The 15,366-nt window shown below is 69.7% G+C and carries 14 protein-coding genes; 12 read left to right on the top strand and 2 right to left on the bottom strand.

Annotated elements, in window-relative coordinates; genetic code table 11:
- The first annotated feature begins 22 nt into the window (after positions 1 to 22).
- The 10 genes from IEW13_RS15590 (at position 23) to IEW13_RS15545 (ending at position 10,173) form a co-directional block, all read left to right on the top strand.
- A complete protein-coding gene (locus IEW13_RS15590; protein ID WP_188551857.1) occupies positions 23 to 700 on the top strand; it encodes a hypothetical protein in 678 nt (225 codons plus the stop codon).
- A 414-nt stretch (positions 701 to 1,114) separates the two neighbouring features.
- The gene (gene rpsB, locus IEW13_RS15585) at positions 1,115 to 2,032 is read left to right on the top strand and encodes a 30S ribosomal protein S2 (protein WP_188551856.1); all 918 of its coding nucleotides are present in this window, start codon (positions 1,115 to 1,117) and stop codon (positions 2,030 to 2,032) included.
- Positions 2,033 to 2,077: 45 nt separating this feature from the next.
- Positions 2,078 to 2,905: a translation elongation factor Ts gene (gene tsf / locus IEW13_RS15580; RefSeq protein WP_188551855.1), complete on the top strand. Its 828-nt coding sequence runs from the start codon at positions 2,078 to 2,080 to the stop codon at positions 2,903 to 2,905.
- Between the two features lie 152 nt (positions 2,906 to 3,057).
- Positions 3,058 to 3,789 (top strand): UMP kinase, encoded by a 732-nt coding sequence (pyrH, locus tag IEW13_RS15575; RefSeq protein WP_188551854.1) that lies wholly within the window; start codon positions 3,058 to 3,060, stop codon positions 3,787 to 3,789.
- A gap of 80 nt (positions 3,790 to 3,869) precedes the next feature.
- Positions 3,870 to 4,427 carry a ribosome recycling factor gene (frr, locus tag IEW13_RS15570; RefSeq protein ID WP_188551853.1) on the top strand — a complete coding sequence of 186 codons (558 nt, stop codon included), beginning with the start codon at positions 3,870 to 3,872 and terminating at the stop codon, positions 4,425 to 4,427.
- 635 nt (positions 4,428 to 5,062) lie between these two features.
- Positions 5,063 to 6,127, top strand: a complete 1,065-nt coding sequence (locus IEW13_RS15565; RefSeq protein ID WP_229745238.1) for a phosphatidate cytidylyltransferase — start codon at positions 5,063 to 5,065, stop codon at positions 6,125 to 6,127.
- Between the two features lie 21 nt (positions 6,128 to 6,148).
- A complete protein-coding gene (rlmN, locus tag IEW13_RS15560) occupies positions 6,149 to 7,504 on the top strand; it encodes a 23S rRNA (adenine(2503)-C(2))-methyltransferase RlmN (protein WP_229745237.1) in 1,356 nt (451 codons plus the stop codon).
- A 23-nt stretch (positions 7,505 to 7,527) separates the two neighbouring features.
- Positions 7,528 to 8,097, top strand: a complete 570-nt coding sequence (locus IEW13_RS15555; RefSeq protein ID WP_229745236.1) for a DivIVA domain-containing protein — start codon at positions 7,528 to 7,530, stop codon at positions 8,095 to 8,097.
- A 10-nt stretch (positions 8,098 to 8,107) separates the two neighbouring features.
- Positions 8,108 to 8,818: a hypothetical protein gene (locus IEW13_RS15550; protein WP_188551852.1), complete on the top strand. Its 711-nt coding sequence runs from the start codon at positions 8,108 to 8,110 to the stop codon at positions 8,816 to 8,818.
- Positions 8,815 to 10,173: a M50 family metallopeptidase gene (locus tag IEW13_RS15545; RefSeq protein WP_229745235.1), complete on the top strand. Its 1,359-nt coding sequence runs from the start codon at positions 8,815 to 8,817 to the stop codon at positions 10,171 to 10,173. The genes IEW13_RS15550 and IEW13_RS15545 overlap by 4 nt, the downstream gene beginning before the upstream one ends.
- Before the next feature lie 57 nt (positions 10,174 to 10,230).
- Here the strand turns inward: IEW13_RS15545 and IEW13_RS15540 are convergent, their stop codons facing one another.
- The gene (locus tag IEW13_RS15540) at positions 10,231 to 11,469 is read right to left on the bottom strand and encodes a Fic family protein (protein ID WP_308420838.1); all 1,239 of its coding nucleotides are present in this window, start codon (positions 11,467 to 11,469) and stop codon (positions 10,231 to 10,233) included.
- 189 nt (positions 11,470 to 11,658) lie between these two features.
- Between IEW13_RS15540 and IEW13_RS15535 the strand changes: the two genes are divergently transcribed.
- Positions 11,659 to 12,564 carry a GNAT family N-acetyltransferase gene (locus IEW13_RS15535; protein ID WP_229745234.1) on the top strand — a complete coding sequence of 302 codons (906 nt, stop codon included), beginning with the start codon at positions 11,659 to 11,661 and terminating at the stop codon, positions 12,562 to 12,564.
- Positions 12,565 to 12,852: 288 nt separating this feature from the next.
- Here IEW13_RS15535 and IEW13_RS15530 read toward each other — a convergent pair whose 3' ends face one another.
- Positions 12,853 to 13,239, bottom strand: coding sequence for an RNA-binding S4 domain-containing protein (locus tag IEW13_RS15530; protein WP_188551851.1), 387 nt, complete (start codon positions 13,237 to 13,239; stop codon positions 12,853 to 12,855).
- A gap of 288 nt (positions 13,240 to 13,527) precedes the next feature.
- Here IEW13_RS15530 and IEW13_RS15525 point away from each other — a divergent pair, with 288 nt between their 5' ends.
- Positions 13,528 to 15,330: a proline--tRNA ligase gene (locus IEW13_RS15525; protein ID WP_188551850.1), complete on the top strand. Its 1,803-nt coding sequence runs from the start codon at positions 13,528 to 13,530 to the stop codon at positions 15,328 to 15,330.
- Positions 15,331 to 15,366 lie beyond the last annotated feature (36 nt).

Genomic DNA, 15,366 nt, shown 5'->3' with positions numbered 1-15,366 from the left:
GACGCCGAAACGGAGGGTGGACATGATGAGGACGTCTCGTCTGACGGCGCTGGTGGCAGCCGGGATGCTTGTCCTGTCCGCCTGCGGGTGGCGGGATGCGCCGGAGCAAGGCGCGGCGGGGAGTGAGGCCGAGGCGGTCGCCGGTTCGGTTGCCCCGGAGCTTGCAGGACCGCCGGAGACGCCGGGTGCGGTGTCAGGGCCTTTGGATGCGCGGGAGGGACCCCTGGACGGGCCGCGCGCGAACGCCGACGAGTTCGCCGTCCCGTTTCACGAGTCTGCGCACGCGGACCTCCTCGGCCCGGCCTGGGAGTTCGAAACCCCCTCCGGCCGGCACTGGTGCCATCTCAGCGAGGCGGCTCCCATGAGCGCGGAGGAGCTGGAAGGCCCCGGCGTCGTCTGCTATCCCGGCATCGATGATCACGTCGAGCTGCCGCCTGTGCTTGCCGAGAGCGACCATGCCGCCTTCGTCCTCGTCCTCACCCGTGATGGCGGGCAGGTGATTTCGATCGGCGGGCTCGTGAGCACCGGCTTCCGCGATCTGGGCTATGAGATCCCCGTGCTGCCCTACGGTGAAGTGCTGGAGGCCGCCGGCGTCGCCTGCGGGGTCGAGGAGACCGGGGTGACCTGCGCTGTTGGCGGTGAGACCCTGGCCTTCTCCAGTCAGGGCTGGGAGTTCTCCACGGACCTGACGCCCGGCTGAGTCCCCGGAGCCGGACGCCGGCCGGGCCGCTGACCCGCCGAGGGATCCCGGTCCGCCGCGCCGGCGGGTTGCACGGGGATCGACATGGCATCGCCCTGGCCGGCTCCCGGCTTTTGCGCTGGCCTGGCGCGGCAGACTACGATATGCCCAGCGGACGTGTGCGCGAGCACCCGCTCCGACTACGCGCATTCCTCGTCACCTCACGGTACGCGACCTCGCGGGAGCAGGCCGTGGGCTGACACCACCGCCGCGCCCCACCGGTGCGCCGGGCTCACCATGAGCACGGCGTCGGGTCACGCGGCTGGAATGCCAGGACCCTAACCGTAAGAACGCAGGCGCACCGACTGTGCCGCCTGCCCGATTGCGCGCCGGAACACCTCGGAACGAGGCCCTGCGCGCGGAAGGAGCGTCGGCATGGCCGTCGTCACTATCCGCCAGCTGCTCGACAGCGGCGTCCACTTCGGGCACCAGACCCGCCGCTGGAACCCGAAGATGAAGCGCTACATCTTCACCGAGCGCAACGGCATCTACATCATCGACCTGCAGAAGTCGCTGGGCTACATCGACCGCGCCTACGAGTTCGTCAAGGAAACCGTCGCCCACGGCGGCAGCATCCTCTTCGTCGGCACCAAGAAGCAGGCCCAGGAGGCCATCGCCGAGCAGGCCAAGCGCGTGGGCCAGCCCTACGTCAACCAGCGCTGGCTGGGCGGTATGCTCACCAACTTCCAGACCATCAGCGGTCGTCTCCGCCGGCTCAAGGAGCTCGAGGAGATCGACTTCGACGATGTCGCCGGCTCCGGCCACACCAAGAAGGAGCTGCTGCTACTGAGCCGTGAGAAGGAGAAGCTGGAGAAGACCCTCGGCGGTATCCGCGACATGCAGCGGACCCCGTCCGCCGTGTGGATCGTCGACACCAAGAAGGAGCACCTCGCCGTCGACGAGGCGCGCAAGCTGGGCATCCCGGTCATCGCCGTGCTCGACACCAACTGCGACCCGGACGAGGTCACCTACCCGATCCCGGGCAACGACGACGCCATCCGCTCCGTCTCCCTGCTCACCCGCGTGATCGCCGACGCCGTCGCCGAGGGTCTCATGGTCCGCCACGGCCAGGGCGAGCAGCAGGGCGAGAAGAACGTCTCCGCAGTCGACGTCGAGCCCATGCCCGAGTGGGAGCGCGAGCTCCTCGAAGGCAAGACCGAAGCCGCCGCCGACGCCCCGGCCGAGAATGCCGAAGCCGCCGCTGAGGCCCCGGCCGAGAACGCTGAGGCTGCTGCTGAGGCGCCCGCCGAAGCCGCTGCAGAGGCTCCCGCCGAGGCCGGCCAGGACTCCTGAAGCCCTACCACGAGACGACCGTCGTTATCCCCACAAGGAGAGAGAATGGCTAACTTCACCGCGGCCGATATCAAGGCGCTGCGTGAAAAGACCGGTGCCGGCATGCTCGACGTCAAGAAGGCGCTGGAGGAGGCCGGCGGCGACCAGGCCAAGGCCACCGAGATCCTTCGCGTGAAGGGCCTCAAGGGTGTCACCAAGCGCGAAGGCCGCGCCACCAGCGACGGCCTCGTGGCAGCCCACGTGGACGGCGGCACCGGCGTGCTCATCGAGTTCAACTCGGAGACCGACTTCGTCGCCAAGTCCGATAAGTTCATCGAGCTCGCCGACGTCGTCCTCGGCTACGCCGTGCGCTCCGGCGCCGAGTCCGCCGAGCAGCTGCTGGAGACGGAGATCGACGGCAAGACCGTGCAGCAGCACATCGACGAGGGCGGCGCCGCCCTGGGTGAGAAGGTGGCCCTGCGCCGCGTCGGCCGGGTCACCGGCGACAAGGTCGAGGCCTACCTGCACCGGACCAACAAGGACCTGCCCCCGCAGGTCGGCGTGCTCCTGGCCTACAGCGGCGAGGACAGCACGACCGCGCACGACGTGGCCGTGCACATCGCCGCCCTGGCCCCGAAGTACCTGAACCGGGACGAGGTCCCCGCCGATCTGGTCGCCAACGAGCGCCGTATCGCCGAGGACACCGCCCGCAACGAGGGCAAGCCCGAGCAGGCGCTGCCGAAGATCGTGGAGGGCCGGGTGAACGGTTTCTTCAAGGAGAACACCCTGCTGGACCAGGCGTTCGCCAAGGACAACAAGAAGTCCGTCGGCACCGTGCTGAGCGAGGCCGGCGTCACCGCCACCGGCTTCGTCCGGTTCCGCGTCGGCAACTGACCGCGTCAACGCCTCGAAGGGCGGCTCCCGCGCACCGGGAGCCGCCCTTCGCGCGCGTCACCAGTAGAATCACACCAGACCCCGATGAGAAGCGGCCGCACCGAGCCGAGCGAGCAGGAGCGAGCACGCAGGTGCGCCGCGGGAAGAGAGCCATGACACCGGACAACCGTGGATTGCGCAGCGAGAAGCGGCGCGTGCTGCTCAAGCTCTCCGGCGAGGTGTTCGGTGGCGGCGCCATCGGCGTCAACCCGGATGTGGTCGCCGATGTCGCCCGGCAGATCCGCGAGGTCGCCGACGAGGCGGAGATCGCCATCGTCGTCGGCGGCGGCAACTTCTTCCGCGGAGCTGAGCTGTCCCAGCGCGGCATGGAGCGCACCCGCGCGGATTACATGGGCATGCTCGGCACCGTCATGAACTGCCTGGCGCTGCAGGACTTTCTGGAGCAGTCGGGCATCGAGACCCGCGTGCAGGCCGCCATCCCGATGCCGCAGGTCGCCGAGGGCTATATCCCCCGCCGCGCTATCAGGCACATGGAGAAGGGACGCATCGTGATCTTCGGCGCCGGCGCCGGCCTGCCCTTCTTCTCCACCGACACGGTCGCCGCGCAGCGGGCACTGGAGATCCACGCCGACGAGGTCCTCATGGCCAAGAACGGCGTCGACGGCGTGTACAGCTCGGATCCGCGCACCAACCCCGACGCGGAGAAGATCGACGACATCACCTACGACGAGGCGCTGCGCCGCGGCCTGAAGGTCGTGGATGCCACGGCCTTCTCGCTGTGCATGGACAACAAGCTCCCCATGGTGGTCTTCGGCATGGAGGGCGAAGGTAATCTGGGGAAGGCCATTCGCGGGGAGCGGATCGGCACCCGCGTCACCGGTTGAAGCGCGGCGTCACCACCTTCACCGGCGGCCACCGTTCACGGACTCCGCCACGGCAAACACCACACGGAAAAGAGGCAGATGTGATCAGCGAGACACTGAAGGACGCGGGCGTCAAGATGGACAAGGCCATCGAGGTGGCCAAGGAAGAGTTCGCCTCGGTGCGCACCGGCCGGGCCAATCCTGCCCTGTTCTCCCGCCTGACCGTGGACTACTACGGCACGCCCACGCCGTTGCAGCAGCTGGCCTCCTTCCAGACCCCGGAGGCACGGACCATCCTCATCACCCCGTACGACCGCTCGTCCCTGAGCGACATCGAGGACACGCTGCGCAAGTCCGATGTCGGGGCGAACCCGTCCAACGACGGCAATGTGATCCGCGTGGTCCTGCCCGAGCTCACCGAGGAGCGCCGCAAGGAGTACGTCAAGATCGTCAAGGGCAAGGCGGAGGACGCGAAAGTCTCTATCCGCAGCATCCGCCGCAAGGCCAAGGAGACCCTGGAGAAGATCCAGAAGGACGGCGAGGCCGGCGAGGATGAGGTCAGCCGGGCGGTGCAGGAGCTGGAAGGCGTGACGAAGAAGCACGTCGAGGAGGTCGACCGCCTGCTCGCCGCCAAGGAAGCGGAACTGCTCGAGGTCTGAGCTTGACCACCGAACCGAGCCCGGCACCGCAGCGCCCTCCGGGGCCTGCGGCGACGGACGAGCCGCAGAGCGGGGGACTGCCCCCGATGCCGGCCGTGCCGCCGCGGCCCGCGCAGGCGCCGGATGTCCGCGATGCGCCGGCAGCAGCGGATGCATCGAAGGAACCTGGCGCACCGGGGACACCGGACCCGCCGGAGGTCCGTGACGCACCGGACGCACAGGAGACGCTGGGCGCACTGGAGACACAGGGCGCACTGGAGACGCAGGGCGCACCTGAGGTCCACGATGCATCGGACGCATCGGAGACGCCGGGTGCACCTGAGACTCCGGACGCATCGGAGGCGCCTGGCGCACCGGAACCCCCCGGTGCGACAGCCTCGGACATCCAGAGCGACCCGCCGCCCCGTCGGCGCGACCTCCGCGCCCAGGAGAAGAAGCGCTCGGGCTGGCGCGGGCGGATGCGCCGTCGCGCCGGTCGGCCGGGTCAGACGGATGGAGTCGGCAAACAGCGTGGCGAGGGGAATAATCGCGAGGTTCCTTCTCCTGAGGCTCCTGCCGCACCCGCACCCGCGCTCGCAGCTGAGCCGCCCCGTGCTCCCGATGCTCCTGCCGCACCCGCCGGGGTTCCGGACGCAGTGTCGGTCGAGCGTGACGCCGGGACCACGGACGTGCCCGCGGAACACGAGCCCCGGACGTCAGGGGCCGCTGCGGAAGCCGGCGTTGACGATGCCGGTGCGGACAGGGTGCCGGAGCCAGCGGCTGCCGGGAGCCTGGGCGAGGTCGCGACCGCCGCTGACGCTGGTGACGCGAACGGCGCCCCTGATGCCACGAAGACCACCGAGGACGCCCCCGAGGACGCCAAAGACGCCGCGAAGGACTACGGCCGGGCCGGGCGCAACCTGCCGGCGGCCATCGGCGTCGGGCTGGGCATCGGCCTGAGCATCCTGGCCGTTCTCGTCTTCCTCCCCGAGGCGTTCTACGTGATCGCCCTGCTGGGCGTCATCGGCGCGCTGTGGGAGCTCTCCACGGCGCTCAGCCGCTCCGGCGCACGGGTCGCCCGCATCCCCACCATGACCGCCGGCGCCTGCATGGTCGTGGCGACCGCGCTGGCAGGCCGGGAGGCGCTGTGGGTGGCGTTCGCCATCGGCGCCGGCGCCATCTTGCTCTGGACGCTCTTCGAACGCCGGCCGCACGCGGTGAAAGACGTCTCCCTGGGACTGTTCGCCCTCACCTACGTGGGCCTCATGGCCAGCTTCGTCGTGTACATCCTCACGCTGGAGCGCGGGAACCTCCTGGTGATCCTCTTCCTGGCCGCCGTGGTGTCCTCGGACGTCGGCGGCTACGCCTTCGGGGTGCTGTTCGGCAAGCATCCCATCGCACCGCGGATCTCCCCGAAGAAGTCCTGGGAGGGCTTCGCCGGTTCCGCGCTGGTGGGATCCGGCGTGGCGGTGCTGCTTTGCGTGCTGATGCTGCAGGCGCCGTGGTGGTACGGCGTCGTGCTGGGCGTCGTCATCCCCGCCTTCGCCACCCTCGGGGACTTCTCCGAGTCCATGATCAAACGCGATCTGGGGCTCAAGGACATGGGCACCCTGCTGCCGGGGCACGGCGGCATCATGGACCGCCTCGACTCGATCCTGCCTACCGCACCGGTCGCGCTGGCACTGTTCAGCGTGCTTCCAGGTCTCATCGGCGCACCATGACCTCCCGATGAGCGACAATAGATGACGATGACACCCCAGCAGCACACCCCAGACAGCCCCCGCGGCGGCCGGCCAGGCGAGGCCCGCCGTCCCTCCGGCGTACCCGCGGGCACCCGCCAGGTGCGGCCCGCCGTCGAGGCCGAGGACGGCACCCTGAAAGCGACGCCCAGCCGGGACGGGCGCCCGCTGCTGAACTTCCGCTCCCCGCGGGTGACGCAGCCGCCGGCGCATCTGGCGGACATGACCATGGAAGAGCGCCGCGCCAAGGCCGCCGAGCTGGGACTGCCGCCGTTCCGCGCGACCCAGCTGTCCACGCATTACTTCGCGCACGGGACCACCGATCCGGCCCGCATGACGGATCTGCCCAAGGCGAACCGCGATGACATCGCCGCGGCCTTCTTCCCGCCGCTGCTCACCGAGGTCAAACGCTTGACCACCGGCAACGGCGACACCATCAAGTTCCTGTGGCGGCTGTTCGACGGGGCGCTCGTGGAATCGGTGCTGATGCGCTACCCCGGCCGGATCACGCTGTGCATCTCCTCGCAGTGCGGATGCGGGATGAACTGCCCGTTCTGCGCCACGGGGCAGGCCGGCCTGACTCGCAACATGTCCACCGCGGAGATCGTCGAGCAGGTGGTCCGCGCTAATCAGGTGATCGCCGCCGGCGAACTGGACGCCCCCGCCGCGCAGGACGAGACCCTCGCCGGGGTGGGCGCCGAGGCCGAGCAGGCGGACGATGGTCCCGCCCCGGCGCGCGGGGCCGGGGAGCGTACCGGCCGGGAACGGGTCACCAACATCGTCTTCATGGGCATGGGCGAGCCCCTGGCCAATTACAAGCGCGTGATGGCCGCCGTGCGCCGCTTCACCGCTCCGGCTCCGGAGGGCCTGGGCATGTCGGCCCGCAACATCACCGTCTCCACCGTCGGTCTCGTCCCGGCCATCCGCAAGCTGGCGCAGGAGGAGATCCCGGTGACCTTCGCGCTGTCCCTGCACGCCCCGGACGACGAACTGCGTGACGAGCTGATCCCGGTCAATACCCGCTGGAAAGCCGACGAGGCCATCGATGCAGCCTATGAGTACTTCCAGACCACGGGCCGGCGAGTGAGCATCGAGTACGCTCTCATCAAGGACATGAACGATCACGCCTGGCGCGCCGATCTGCTGGCGAAGAAGCTCAACAAGCGTGGCCGCGGATGGGTGCACGTCAACCCGATCCCGCTCAATCCGACTCCCGGGTCCATCTGGACCTGCTCGGAGCCGGAGGTGGAGGCTGAGTTCATCCGCCGGCTGCGCGCCGCCGGGATCCCCACGACCCTCCGGGACACCCGGGGTCAGGAGATCGACGGGGCGTGCGGCCAGCTGGCGGCGGCGGAGTGAGCGAGCAGGAGGTGAACGCAGCAGTGGCAACGGAGTCGGGGCGGACGTTCCCCAGGATGACCGGATTGCGGACGGGCTACGACCCGGAGCAGGTGGACAGCTTCTTCAAGCGCGCCAAGGAGTCCTTCGACCGGGACCAGCCACAGCCCGGGGACCTGGACGCCCGTGCCGTGCGCACGGTGGGCTTCGACCTGGTGCGCGGCGGCTACCACGTCGCGGTCGTCGATGCCGCCCTGGACCGGCTGGAGGACACCTTCGCCAAGAAGGCCCGTGATCGCATGATCTCGCGGGTCGGCAAGGACGCCTGGATGCAGGAGCTCTCCCGGGCCGCCGCCTCCCTGCGCGGCCGGCTGACCCGGCCGGAGGGAGAGCGGTTCAAACGCGCGGGCCGCCGCGAGTACGGCTACGACATCGTCCAGGTGGATGAACTGTGCAACCGCATCAACCGCTACTTCACCGCCGGGGAGGCGATGAGCGTCGACGAGGTGCGCAGGGTCATCTTCAAGTCCCGCCGCGGTCGCCGTGGTTACGACGAAGACCAGGTCGACGCCTTTCTGGACCGGGTCGTGGACGTGATGTCCTCGGTCGACTGAGGGACCTGCCATGCGCTTGCACTGGTTCACCCGCCCCGACGGCGGCCCGGCGCCGGACGCCGGGGTGAGTGGGACGCTCAACCTTCCATACCAGCTCCTGGACTACCCGGTCGCGCTCGGGCGTGCCGACGACCTGCTGACGATCGGCGACGAGGCACTCAGCCTGTCGGAGGTGCTCGACCGGTCGGCTCGCGCCGCGGGCGTGCTGCGCCTGGCGGGACTGGGCCCCGGCAGCGTCATCGGGCATGCGGATCTGCGCCCCGCCGTGGCTGCCCTGATCGATCTGGCGGCGTTGCGCATCGGCGGCGTGCTGGCCGCCCCGGACCCCGGCGTTGCCCCCCTTGCCGCTGCCGGCGACGCGGCTGATGCCGAGGCCGCCGATGCTGTCGTGCACCCGGCTGCCGAGCAGTCCGTTCCCGTCGCGCGGATGCCAGGCGCCAGGAGTACTGTCCGTCACCTCGCCTCGCCTCTGGACGGACTGGAACTCAGGACGGCGGAGGAGACGCTGCCGCTCGGGGCGCTGGCCCGGGACGCGCGACTGGAGCCGGCCGCCGCCATCGGCGCCCCGGCGGATCGCCCGGTGGCCGTGGCCGGGCATCCGCTTCACGCCTTCACCCTGCACGAACTCCTGCGGCTGCAGGACCTGGCCGCCCTCCCGCCCGAGCCGGCCTGGCTGCCGGCATTGCTGCGACTGGTACACCGCGAAGGAGCCGGGCTGTGACCGTGGTGCTGCTGTACACCCTGGGCGTACTGCTGATGCTGGTGGGCATCGGCGTGTCCATCGCCCTGCACGAACTCGGGCACATGGTCCCGGCGAAGAGGTTCGGGGTGAAGGTCACCCGGTACATGATCGGCTTCGGCCCGACGCTTTTCTCCCGCAGGCGCGGCGAGACCGAGTACGGCGTCAAGCTCCTTCCACTGGGCGGCTTCGTCACCATGCCGGGTATGTACCCGCCGCGGCAGGAGACCACGCGGGCCGGCCGGCCCCGTCGCGCCAGGCTCTTCGAGCGCTCCATGCAGGAGGCCCGGGATTTCTCCAACTCCGAGCTGGAACCGGGGGAGGAACACCGGGCGTTCTACCGGCTGAGCGTTCCCAAGCGCCTCGTGGTGATGACCGGGGGGCCGCTGACGAACCTGGTCCTGGGCGTGCTCATCCTGGCGATCTCCTATCTGGGCATCGGGTTCCCGGCCGCGACGACCGCGGTGCAGACGATCCACGAGTGCGCCGTCCCGGCCCCGGTCGCCGCGGAACGCAGCCAGGAGGAGCTGAACGACTGCCAGCCCGGTGACCAGATCGCCCCCGCCTGGGATTCCGGGCTGCAGCCCGGCGACACCATCACCGCGGTGGCGGGTCAGCAGACGGCGGACTGGGAGGCGGTCAGCGCGGCCATCCGCGAGCACGCGGGCGAGCGGGTCACGATCGATTACCTGCGCGGCGGCCAGGCGGCGCAGGCGCAGGTCACCATCATCGAGAACGAGCGGTACGTCACCGACGAGGACGGCGCTCTGGTGGAGGGGCCTGACGGCGAGTACGTGACCGAGACCGTCGGGTTCCTGGGCATCTCCCCGGCGATGGAGCGCCAGCCCATGCCGGTCACGCAGTTCCCCGGCACGGTGGCCGAGACGATGGGCAGGATCGGCCACGCCATCGTCTTCCTGCCCCAGCGGCTGGTGGAGATCGGCCAGGTGGCCCTGACCGATCGCGAGCGGGATCCGGAGGGCCCGATGGGGCTGGTCGGCGTGGGCCGCATCGCCGGCGAACTCGCCGCCCACGACGCTTTCGACGTGGTGGAGAAAGCGCAGATCGGCCTGGAGCTGCTGGGCGTGCTCAATCTCTTCCTGTTCGCCTTCAACATGGTGCCGCTGCTGCCGCTCGACGGCGGTCACATCGCAGTGGCGCTGTACGAGGGGATACGCCGCCGGATCAACCACCGGCGCGGGCGCGGCCCCACCGGGCCGTTCGACACGGCCAAGCTGCTCCCGCTGACCTACGGCGTGGTGGCGCTCATGCTCGGCATGACGCTGCTGCTGGCCTACGTGGACATCGTCGAACCGATCAGGCTGTTCCCGGAGTAAGCCGCGCCGACGCGTGTGCCCCGCCGGGCCCGGACGCCGCGGGGCGGTGTGCTCTCGTCAGTGAGCTGACATCCGCCGGATACGCTCGGCATAGGCATCGAGTACGGCGAAGATGCCGCGATGCTGCCAGACGCGGTTGCGGCTGCGCCCGGTCGTCTCAGTCAGTACGCCCCGCTCGGTGAGGCTCTTGAGCGCGCGCAGCGCGGCCATCTCGCCGAGCCCGAGTACATCCATCACGTATTTCGTGTTCACTGCGGGCTGGCCCACCAGTGCGGGGAGGAGCCGCCACGCCGCCGCATCCGAGCGCAGCCCCTTCATCTTGGCGCGTGACTGGTCGAGCTGCTGAGAGAGTTCATTGACGAGCGCGGTTCCAGTGGCCGCCGCAATCCGGCTTGCCGATGCGAACTCGCGGACGATCGGTTCGGCATCGCCGGCGCGGTACGCGGTCAGTGCCGCGAAGTAGCGATCGGTGTCGATGAGCAGGCCGGCTGAGATCGGCACAGCGGTGGATCCCACGAGCCCTTTGTTGCGCATGATCGACTGGGCGAGAGCCCGCCCGGTACGGCCGTTGCCGTCGGTGAAGGGGTGAATAGTCTCGAACTGTGCATGTGCCACTGCGACCTGGACCAGGACGGGAATGTCCTGACGCAGGATGAACGTGATGAGATCATCGATTGCGCCACGAATGCGGCTGTGATGTGGCGCGACGAAGTCGGCCAGGCGCGGACCGGCCTCACCGGGGCCGATCCAGACGGGTTCTGTGCGGTAACGGCCTGCTTCGTTCTCGAAACCGCGCTGACGGCGCAGCAGCGCCTCGTGCATGGCGAGGATGGAAGCCTCGCTGATGTCCCGCGCCAGCCGGATCGCAGCCTCCATGGCTCGGACATTGCCCACGACGGTGAGCGCATTGGCTTTGTGACTCTCGCCGATCTCTGCGAGTGCGAGCTGCTGGGCCGAGGTGGTCAGCTGCTCGATCTGTGAACTCGAGGCAGACTCCGTGCGGAGAAGAATCGCGCTCATAGGGCCAAGCGCCGGGTCGTCAGTGTTGAATGTCCGTTGCGCGTGAGCATCGAATTCGACAAGCCGACGAGTCGCGTCTTCGGTGTCGGCGGACAGATCTGCACTCATGGCAGGTGTCCAGAACGCGATACGCGGAGTAACCGCCGAGGCATAAGAGCCGGTCTGACGTGCCACTTCCGCACGTGAGTGCATTTCGGGCGCGCGCGGTTTCCAGTCGTAGGTCTCGTATGTGATCGCCTCGACTGGGAGGCGTGGCTTCTTGGCAGATGTCCGCACATCCGCATCTTACCAACACTTAACGCAATAAGTGTTGGTAATGAAGACAGGGTCTCTCACATCCGTTGCCGTTCCAGGGGCGTGGCGGACGACGGTGGCTGCTGAGGCTGAGGCCAGTTACATCCCCGTGCCCGGTCCCGGATGAGGGACAATGGTCATCAGGCAGGCCTCATGGAAGGCGGGTGAAGCATGACCACGCTCGGGGGGACCGGCGTTCACGCCGGTCAGGAGACGCCGATGGTGCGTCCGCTCGGTACCGCGGACACGGTCGCCCTGCGCCTGCTGTGCGAGCGGCATCCGGTGGCCAATGTCTTTCTCAGCGGCCGCCTTGAAGCCGCGCGCAGCGCCGATCCGTCGGACCTCGGCGGTACGGTGCTCGGCTGCTTCTCCGGCCGCGAACTGTGCGCCGCCTACTGGATCGGCACCAACATCATCCCGGTGCAGGCCACGCCGGAGACCAACGCCGCGGTGGCACCCGCGCTGAACGCCCGGCCGCGTCGCTCGACCAGCATCATCGGGCTGAGCGGCCCGGTCCTCGATCTCGCCGAACGGCTGAGCGCCTGGGGCCGGCCTCGGTGGATCCGTGCCGATCAGCCGCTCCTGCAACTGGGCGGGCCGCCGCTCATCGAGCCGGACCCGGAGGTCGGGGTCGTGCAGCCGGCGGACTTCGAGACGGTGTTCCGCGCCTCGGTGGAGATGTTCTGCGAGGAAGTGGGGATCTCGCCGATCGCGCAGGGCGAGGAAGGTTACCGGGCGCGCGTCGGGCAGTTGATCGGACGGGGGGAGACCTTCGCCCGGTTCACCGATGATCTCGGCGGCTGGCCGCGTCCCGGGAGCCTGCGTCAAGTGCTCTTCAAGGCGGACATCGGCGCCCGCAGCCGCACGGTGGCGCAGATCCAGGGCGTCTGGGTGCACCCGCACCGGCGCGGAGAGCACCTGGCGGCACCGGCGATGGCCCAGGTGGTCCTCCAGACGCGCCGTCGTTTCGCGCCTATCGTCAGTCTGTACGTCAATGACTACAACACCCGTGCGCGGCGCACCTACGAGCGGGTCGGATTCGAGCAGATCGACACCTTCGCCACCGTCATGTACTGAAGGTGCCGATGTACTGAAGGCCCCGGCGAACCGGCACGCCGGACTTTCCCAGCCCCGTGTGCGGCGCGGCGACGGCCGTCCAGGTGCCACGGCGGCCTCCGCAGGTTCCGGGGCCGGTGACCGCACGTGCGTGCGGGCGTGCCGGCCCGCCCCCACGTCCAGAAGGAAGCGGGATGCTGCGTGCAGACTTTGCCCCTAGGCATTGGCGGGAGGATGCCCTCGCGCCTCAGGCGCGCTTGCACAGGTGACCATGCGTCGGGTGGCGGGGAAGAGGCACCCGACGCGCGTTCATCCCCGTCCGCGCAGGCGGTCCAGCTGACGGCGATCCTTCTTGGTAGGACGGCCGGCTCCGCGCTCGCGCTGGGGAACACCGGAGAACACGCCGCGCGGGGGAGGCGGAGGGCTGTGGTCCACATAGCATTCGGCCGCAGCGGCCGCGCTGACGCGCTTGACGATGGTCCGGCGCACCTCGTAGACGAACTCGCGTCCGTTCTTCCGCACCCGCACCCGGTCGCCGGGCACGACGGTGGCGGCGGCCTTCACCCGTTCGCCGCCCACCTGGACATGCCCCGCCCGGCACGCCGCCGTCGCCGCCGAACGGGTCTTGTACAGGCGCACCGCCCAGAGCCACGCGTCGACACGTGCCTTCTGCCCGCCGGGTGCCCCTGCCGCCATCACCGTGGTCCTCTCTGCGCGACGCCGCTGCCACCGATTCCTCCCAGCGTAGCGATCTGTCCCGCATCGACCGCACTGCGCACCGGATTCGTCCCTTATGTCGTCGCTGCGCCTGTAGATCGTCGCTCTCCCGGCCTGGGCTGCGACGACGTAAGAGCGCAGCGGCGACATAGCAGCGCGGCGACGACGTAAGCCTGAGCGGCCGGGGCGCGCGATACACTGTGAGCCAGCCCGTCGGCATCCGGCGGTGCAACAGACACGTTCCCCGCCTGCCACGAGGAGTCCTCCATGCCCCTGCGCCTGTCCACCCTGTTCCTGCGCACGCTGAAAGAGGACCCGGTCGGCGCGGAGGTGGCCAGTCACAAACTGCTGCACCGCGGCGGGTACATCCGCCGCCAGGCGCCGGGCATCTATGCCTGGCTGCCGCTGGGTCTGATCGTGCTGCGCAAGATCGAGGCCATCGTCCGTGAGGAGATGGCCGCGGCCGGCGCGCAGGAGGTGCACTTCCCGGCGCTGCTGCCCGCCGAGCCCTACCAGGCATCGAACCGCTGGGAGGACTACGGCGACAACATCTTCCGCCTTCAGGACCGCAAGGGCGCGGATTACCTGCTGGCACCCACGCACGAGGAGGTGTTCACCCTCCTGGTCAAGGATCTCTACAGCTCCTACAAGGACCTACCGCTGTCCATCTACCAGATCCAGACCAAGTACCGGGACGAGGCGCGCCCCCGGGCGGGTCTGCTGCGCGGACGCGAGTTCATCATGAAGGACGCCTACAGCTTCGACATCGACGATGCCGGCCTGGCGGCGTCCTACGAGAAGCAGCGCGCCGCCTATATCCGCATCTTCGAGCGGCTCGGCCTGGAATACGTGATCGTGCAGGCGACCTCGGGCGCGATGGGCGGGTCAAAGAGCGAGGAGTTCCTGCACCCCACCGAGGTCGGCGAGGACACCTTCGTCCGCTCCGCCGGCGGCTACGCCGCGAACGTCGAGGCGGTCACCACGGTGGCGCCCGAGCCGATCCCGTTCGACGGGCAGCCCGCCGCGCACGTCGAGGACACCCCGGACACCCCCACCATCGAGACGCTCGTGGCGGCCGCGAACGAGAAGCACCCGCGCGAGGACCGGCAGTGGACCGCCGCGGACACGCTGAAGAACGTCGTGTGCACGGTCGTCCACGCCGATGGCGAGCGCGAGGTCGTCGTCATCGGCCTGCCCGGGGACCGTGAGGTGGACCTGGACCGCGCCGCGGGCACCGGCGTGCTCAGCGCCGGCGAGCACGACCTCGTCGCCGCGACGGAGGAGGACCTGGCGAAGCACCCGGGTCTGGTGCGCGGCTACATCGGGCCCGGCCTGAGCCTGGACGCGCCCGTCCTCGGCAAGGACGGCAGCACCGGCCTGCGGTACTTCCTGGACCCGCGCGTGGTCCCGGGGACCCGCTGGATCACCGGCGCCAATGAGCCCGGCCGCCACGTCTTCGATCTGGTCGCCGGCCGCGATTTCACCGCGGACGGCTACATCGAGGCGGCAGAGGTCCGCGCCGGCGACCCGGCCCCCGACGGCTCCGGGCCGCTGGAACTGGCCCGCGGCATCGAGCTGGGCCACGTCTTCCAGCTGGGCCGTCGCTACGCGGAGGCGCTCGGGCTGACCGTCCTGGACCAGAACGGCAAATCGCAGGTCGTCACGATGGGCTCCTACGGCATCGGCGTCACCCGCATCATGGCCGCGATCGCCGAGCGTTTCCACGACGACAAGGGCCTGATCTGGCCGCAGGCGCTCGCGCCCGCCGATGTCCACATCGTCGCGACCGGTAAGGGTGATGAGGCCTTCCAGGCGGCCGAGTCGCTGACCGCGGCCCTGGAGGAGCGGGGCCTGAGCGTGCTGGTGGACGACCGCCCCAAGGTGTCCCCGGGCGTGAAGTTCGGGGACGCCGAACTGCTGGGCGTCCCCACCATCGCGGTGATCGGGCGGGGACTGGCCGAAGGCCGGATCGAGCTGCGCGACCGCACCACCGGCGCGAGCGAAGAGGTCCCGGTGGACGAGGCCGCCGCGAGGATCGCCGAGGCGGTCGCCGCCAAGCTCGCTGGCTGAGCAGCGGGACCGGCGGGCTCTCCTGCCAGTCGCTGC

This window comes from Sediminivirga luteola, assembly GCF_014639315.1.
Taxonomy (GTDB): domain Bacteria; phylum Actinomycetota; class Actinomycetes; order Actinomycetales; family Brevibacteriaceae; genus Sediminivirga; species Sediminivirga luteola.
Note: the sequence above shows the minus strand (reverse complement) of the source record. Positions and strands in the feature narration are given on the sequence as shown.

Excerpts from the sequence above, each read along its gene's own strand:
- tsf (WP_188551855.1), top strand. The coding sequence starts at position 2,078 with ATGGCTAACTTCACCGCGGCCGATATCAAGGCGCTGCGTGAAAAGACC.
- rpsB (WP_188551856.1), top strand. The coding sequence starts at position 1,115 with ATGGCCGTCGTCACTATCCGCCAGCTGCTCGACAGCGGCGTCCACTTC.
- IEW13_RS15590 (WP_188551857.1), top strand. The coding sequence starts at position 23 with ATGATGAGGACGTCTCGTCTGACGGCGCTGGTGGCAGCCGGGATGCTT.
- pyrH (WP_188551854.1), top strand. The coding sequence starts at position 3,058 with ATGACACCGGACAACCGTGGATTGCGCAGCGAGAAGCGGCGCGTGCTG.
- rlmN (WP_229745237.1), top strand. The coding sequence starts at position 6,149 with ATGACGATGACACCCCAGCAGCACACCCCAGACAGCCCCCGCGGCGGC.
- IEW13_RS15525 (WP_188551850.1), top strand. The coding sequence starts at position 13,528 with ATGCCCCTGCGCCTGTCCACCCTGTTCCTGCGCACGCTGAAAGAGGAC.
- IEW13_RS15535 (WP_229745234.1), top strand. The coding sequence starts at position 11,659 with ATGACCACGCTCGGGGGGACCGGCGTTCACGCCGGTCAGGAGACGCCG.
- IEW13_RS15550 (WP_188551852.1), top strand. The coding sequence starts at position 8,108 with ATGCGCTTGCACTGGTTCACCCGCCCCGACGGCGGCCCGGCGCCGGAC.
- IEW13_RS15530 (WP_188551851.1), bottom strand. The coding sequence starts at position 13,239 with ATGGCGGCAGGGGCACCCGGCGGGCAGAAGGCACGTGTCGACGCGTGG.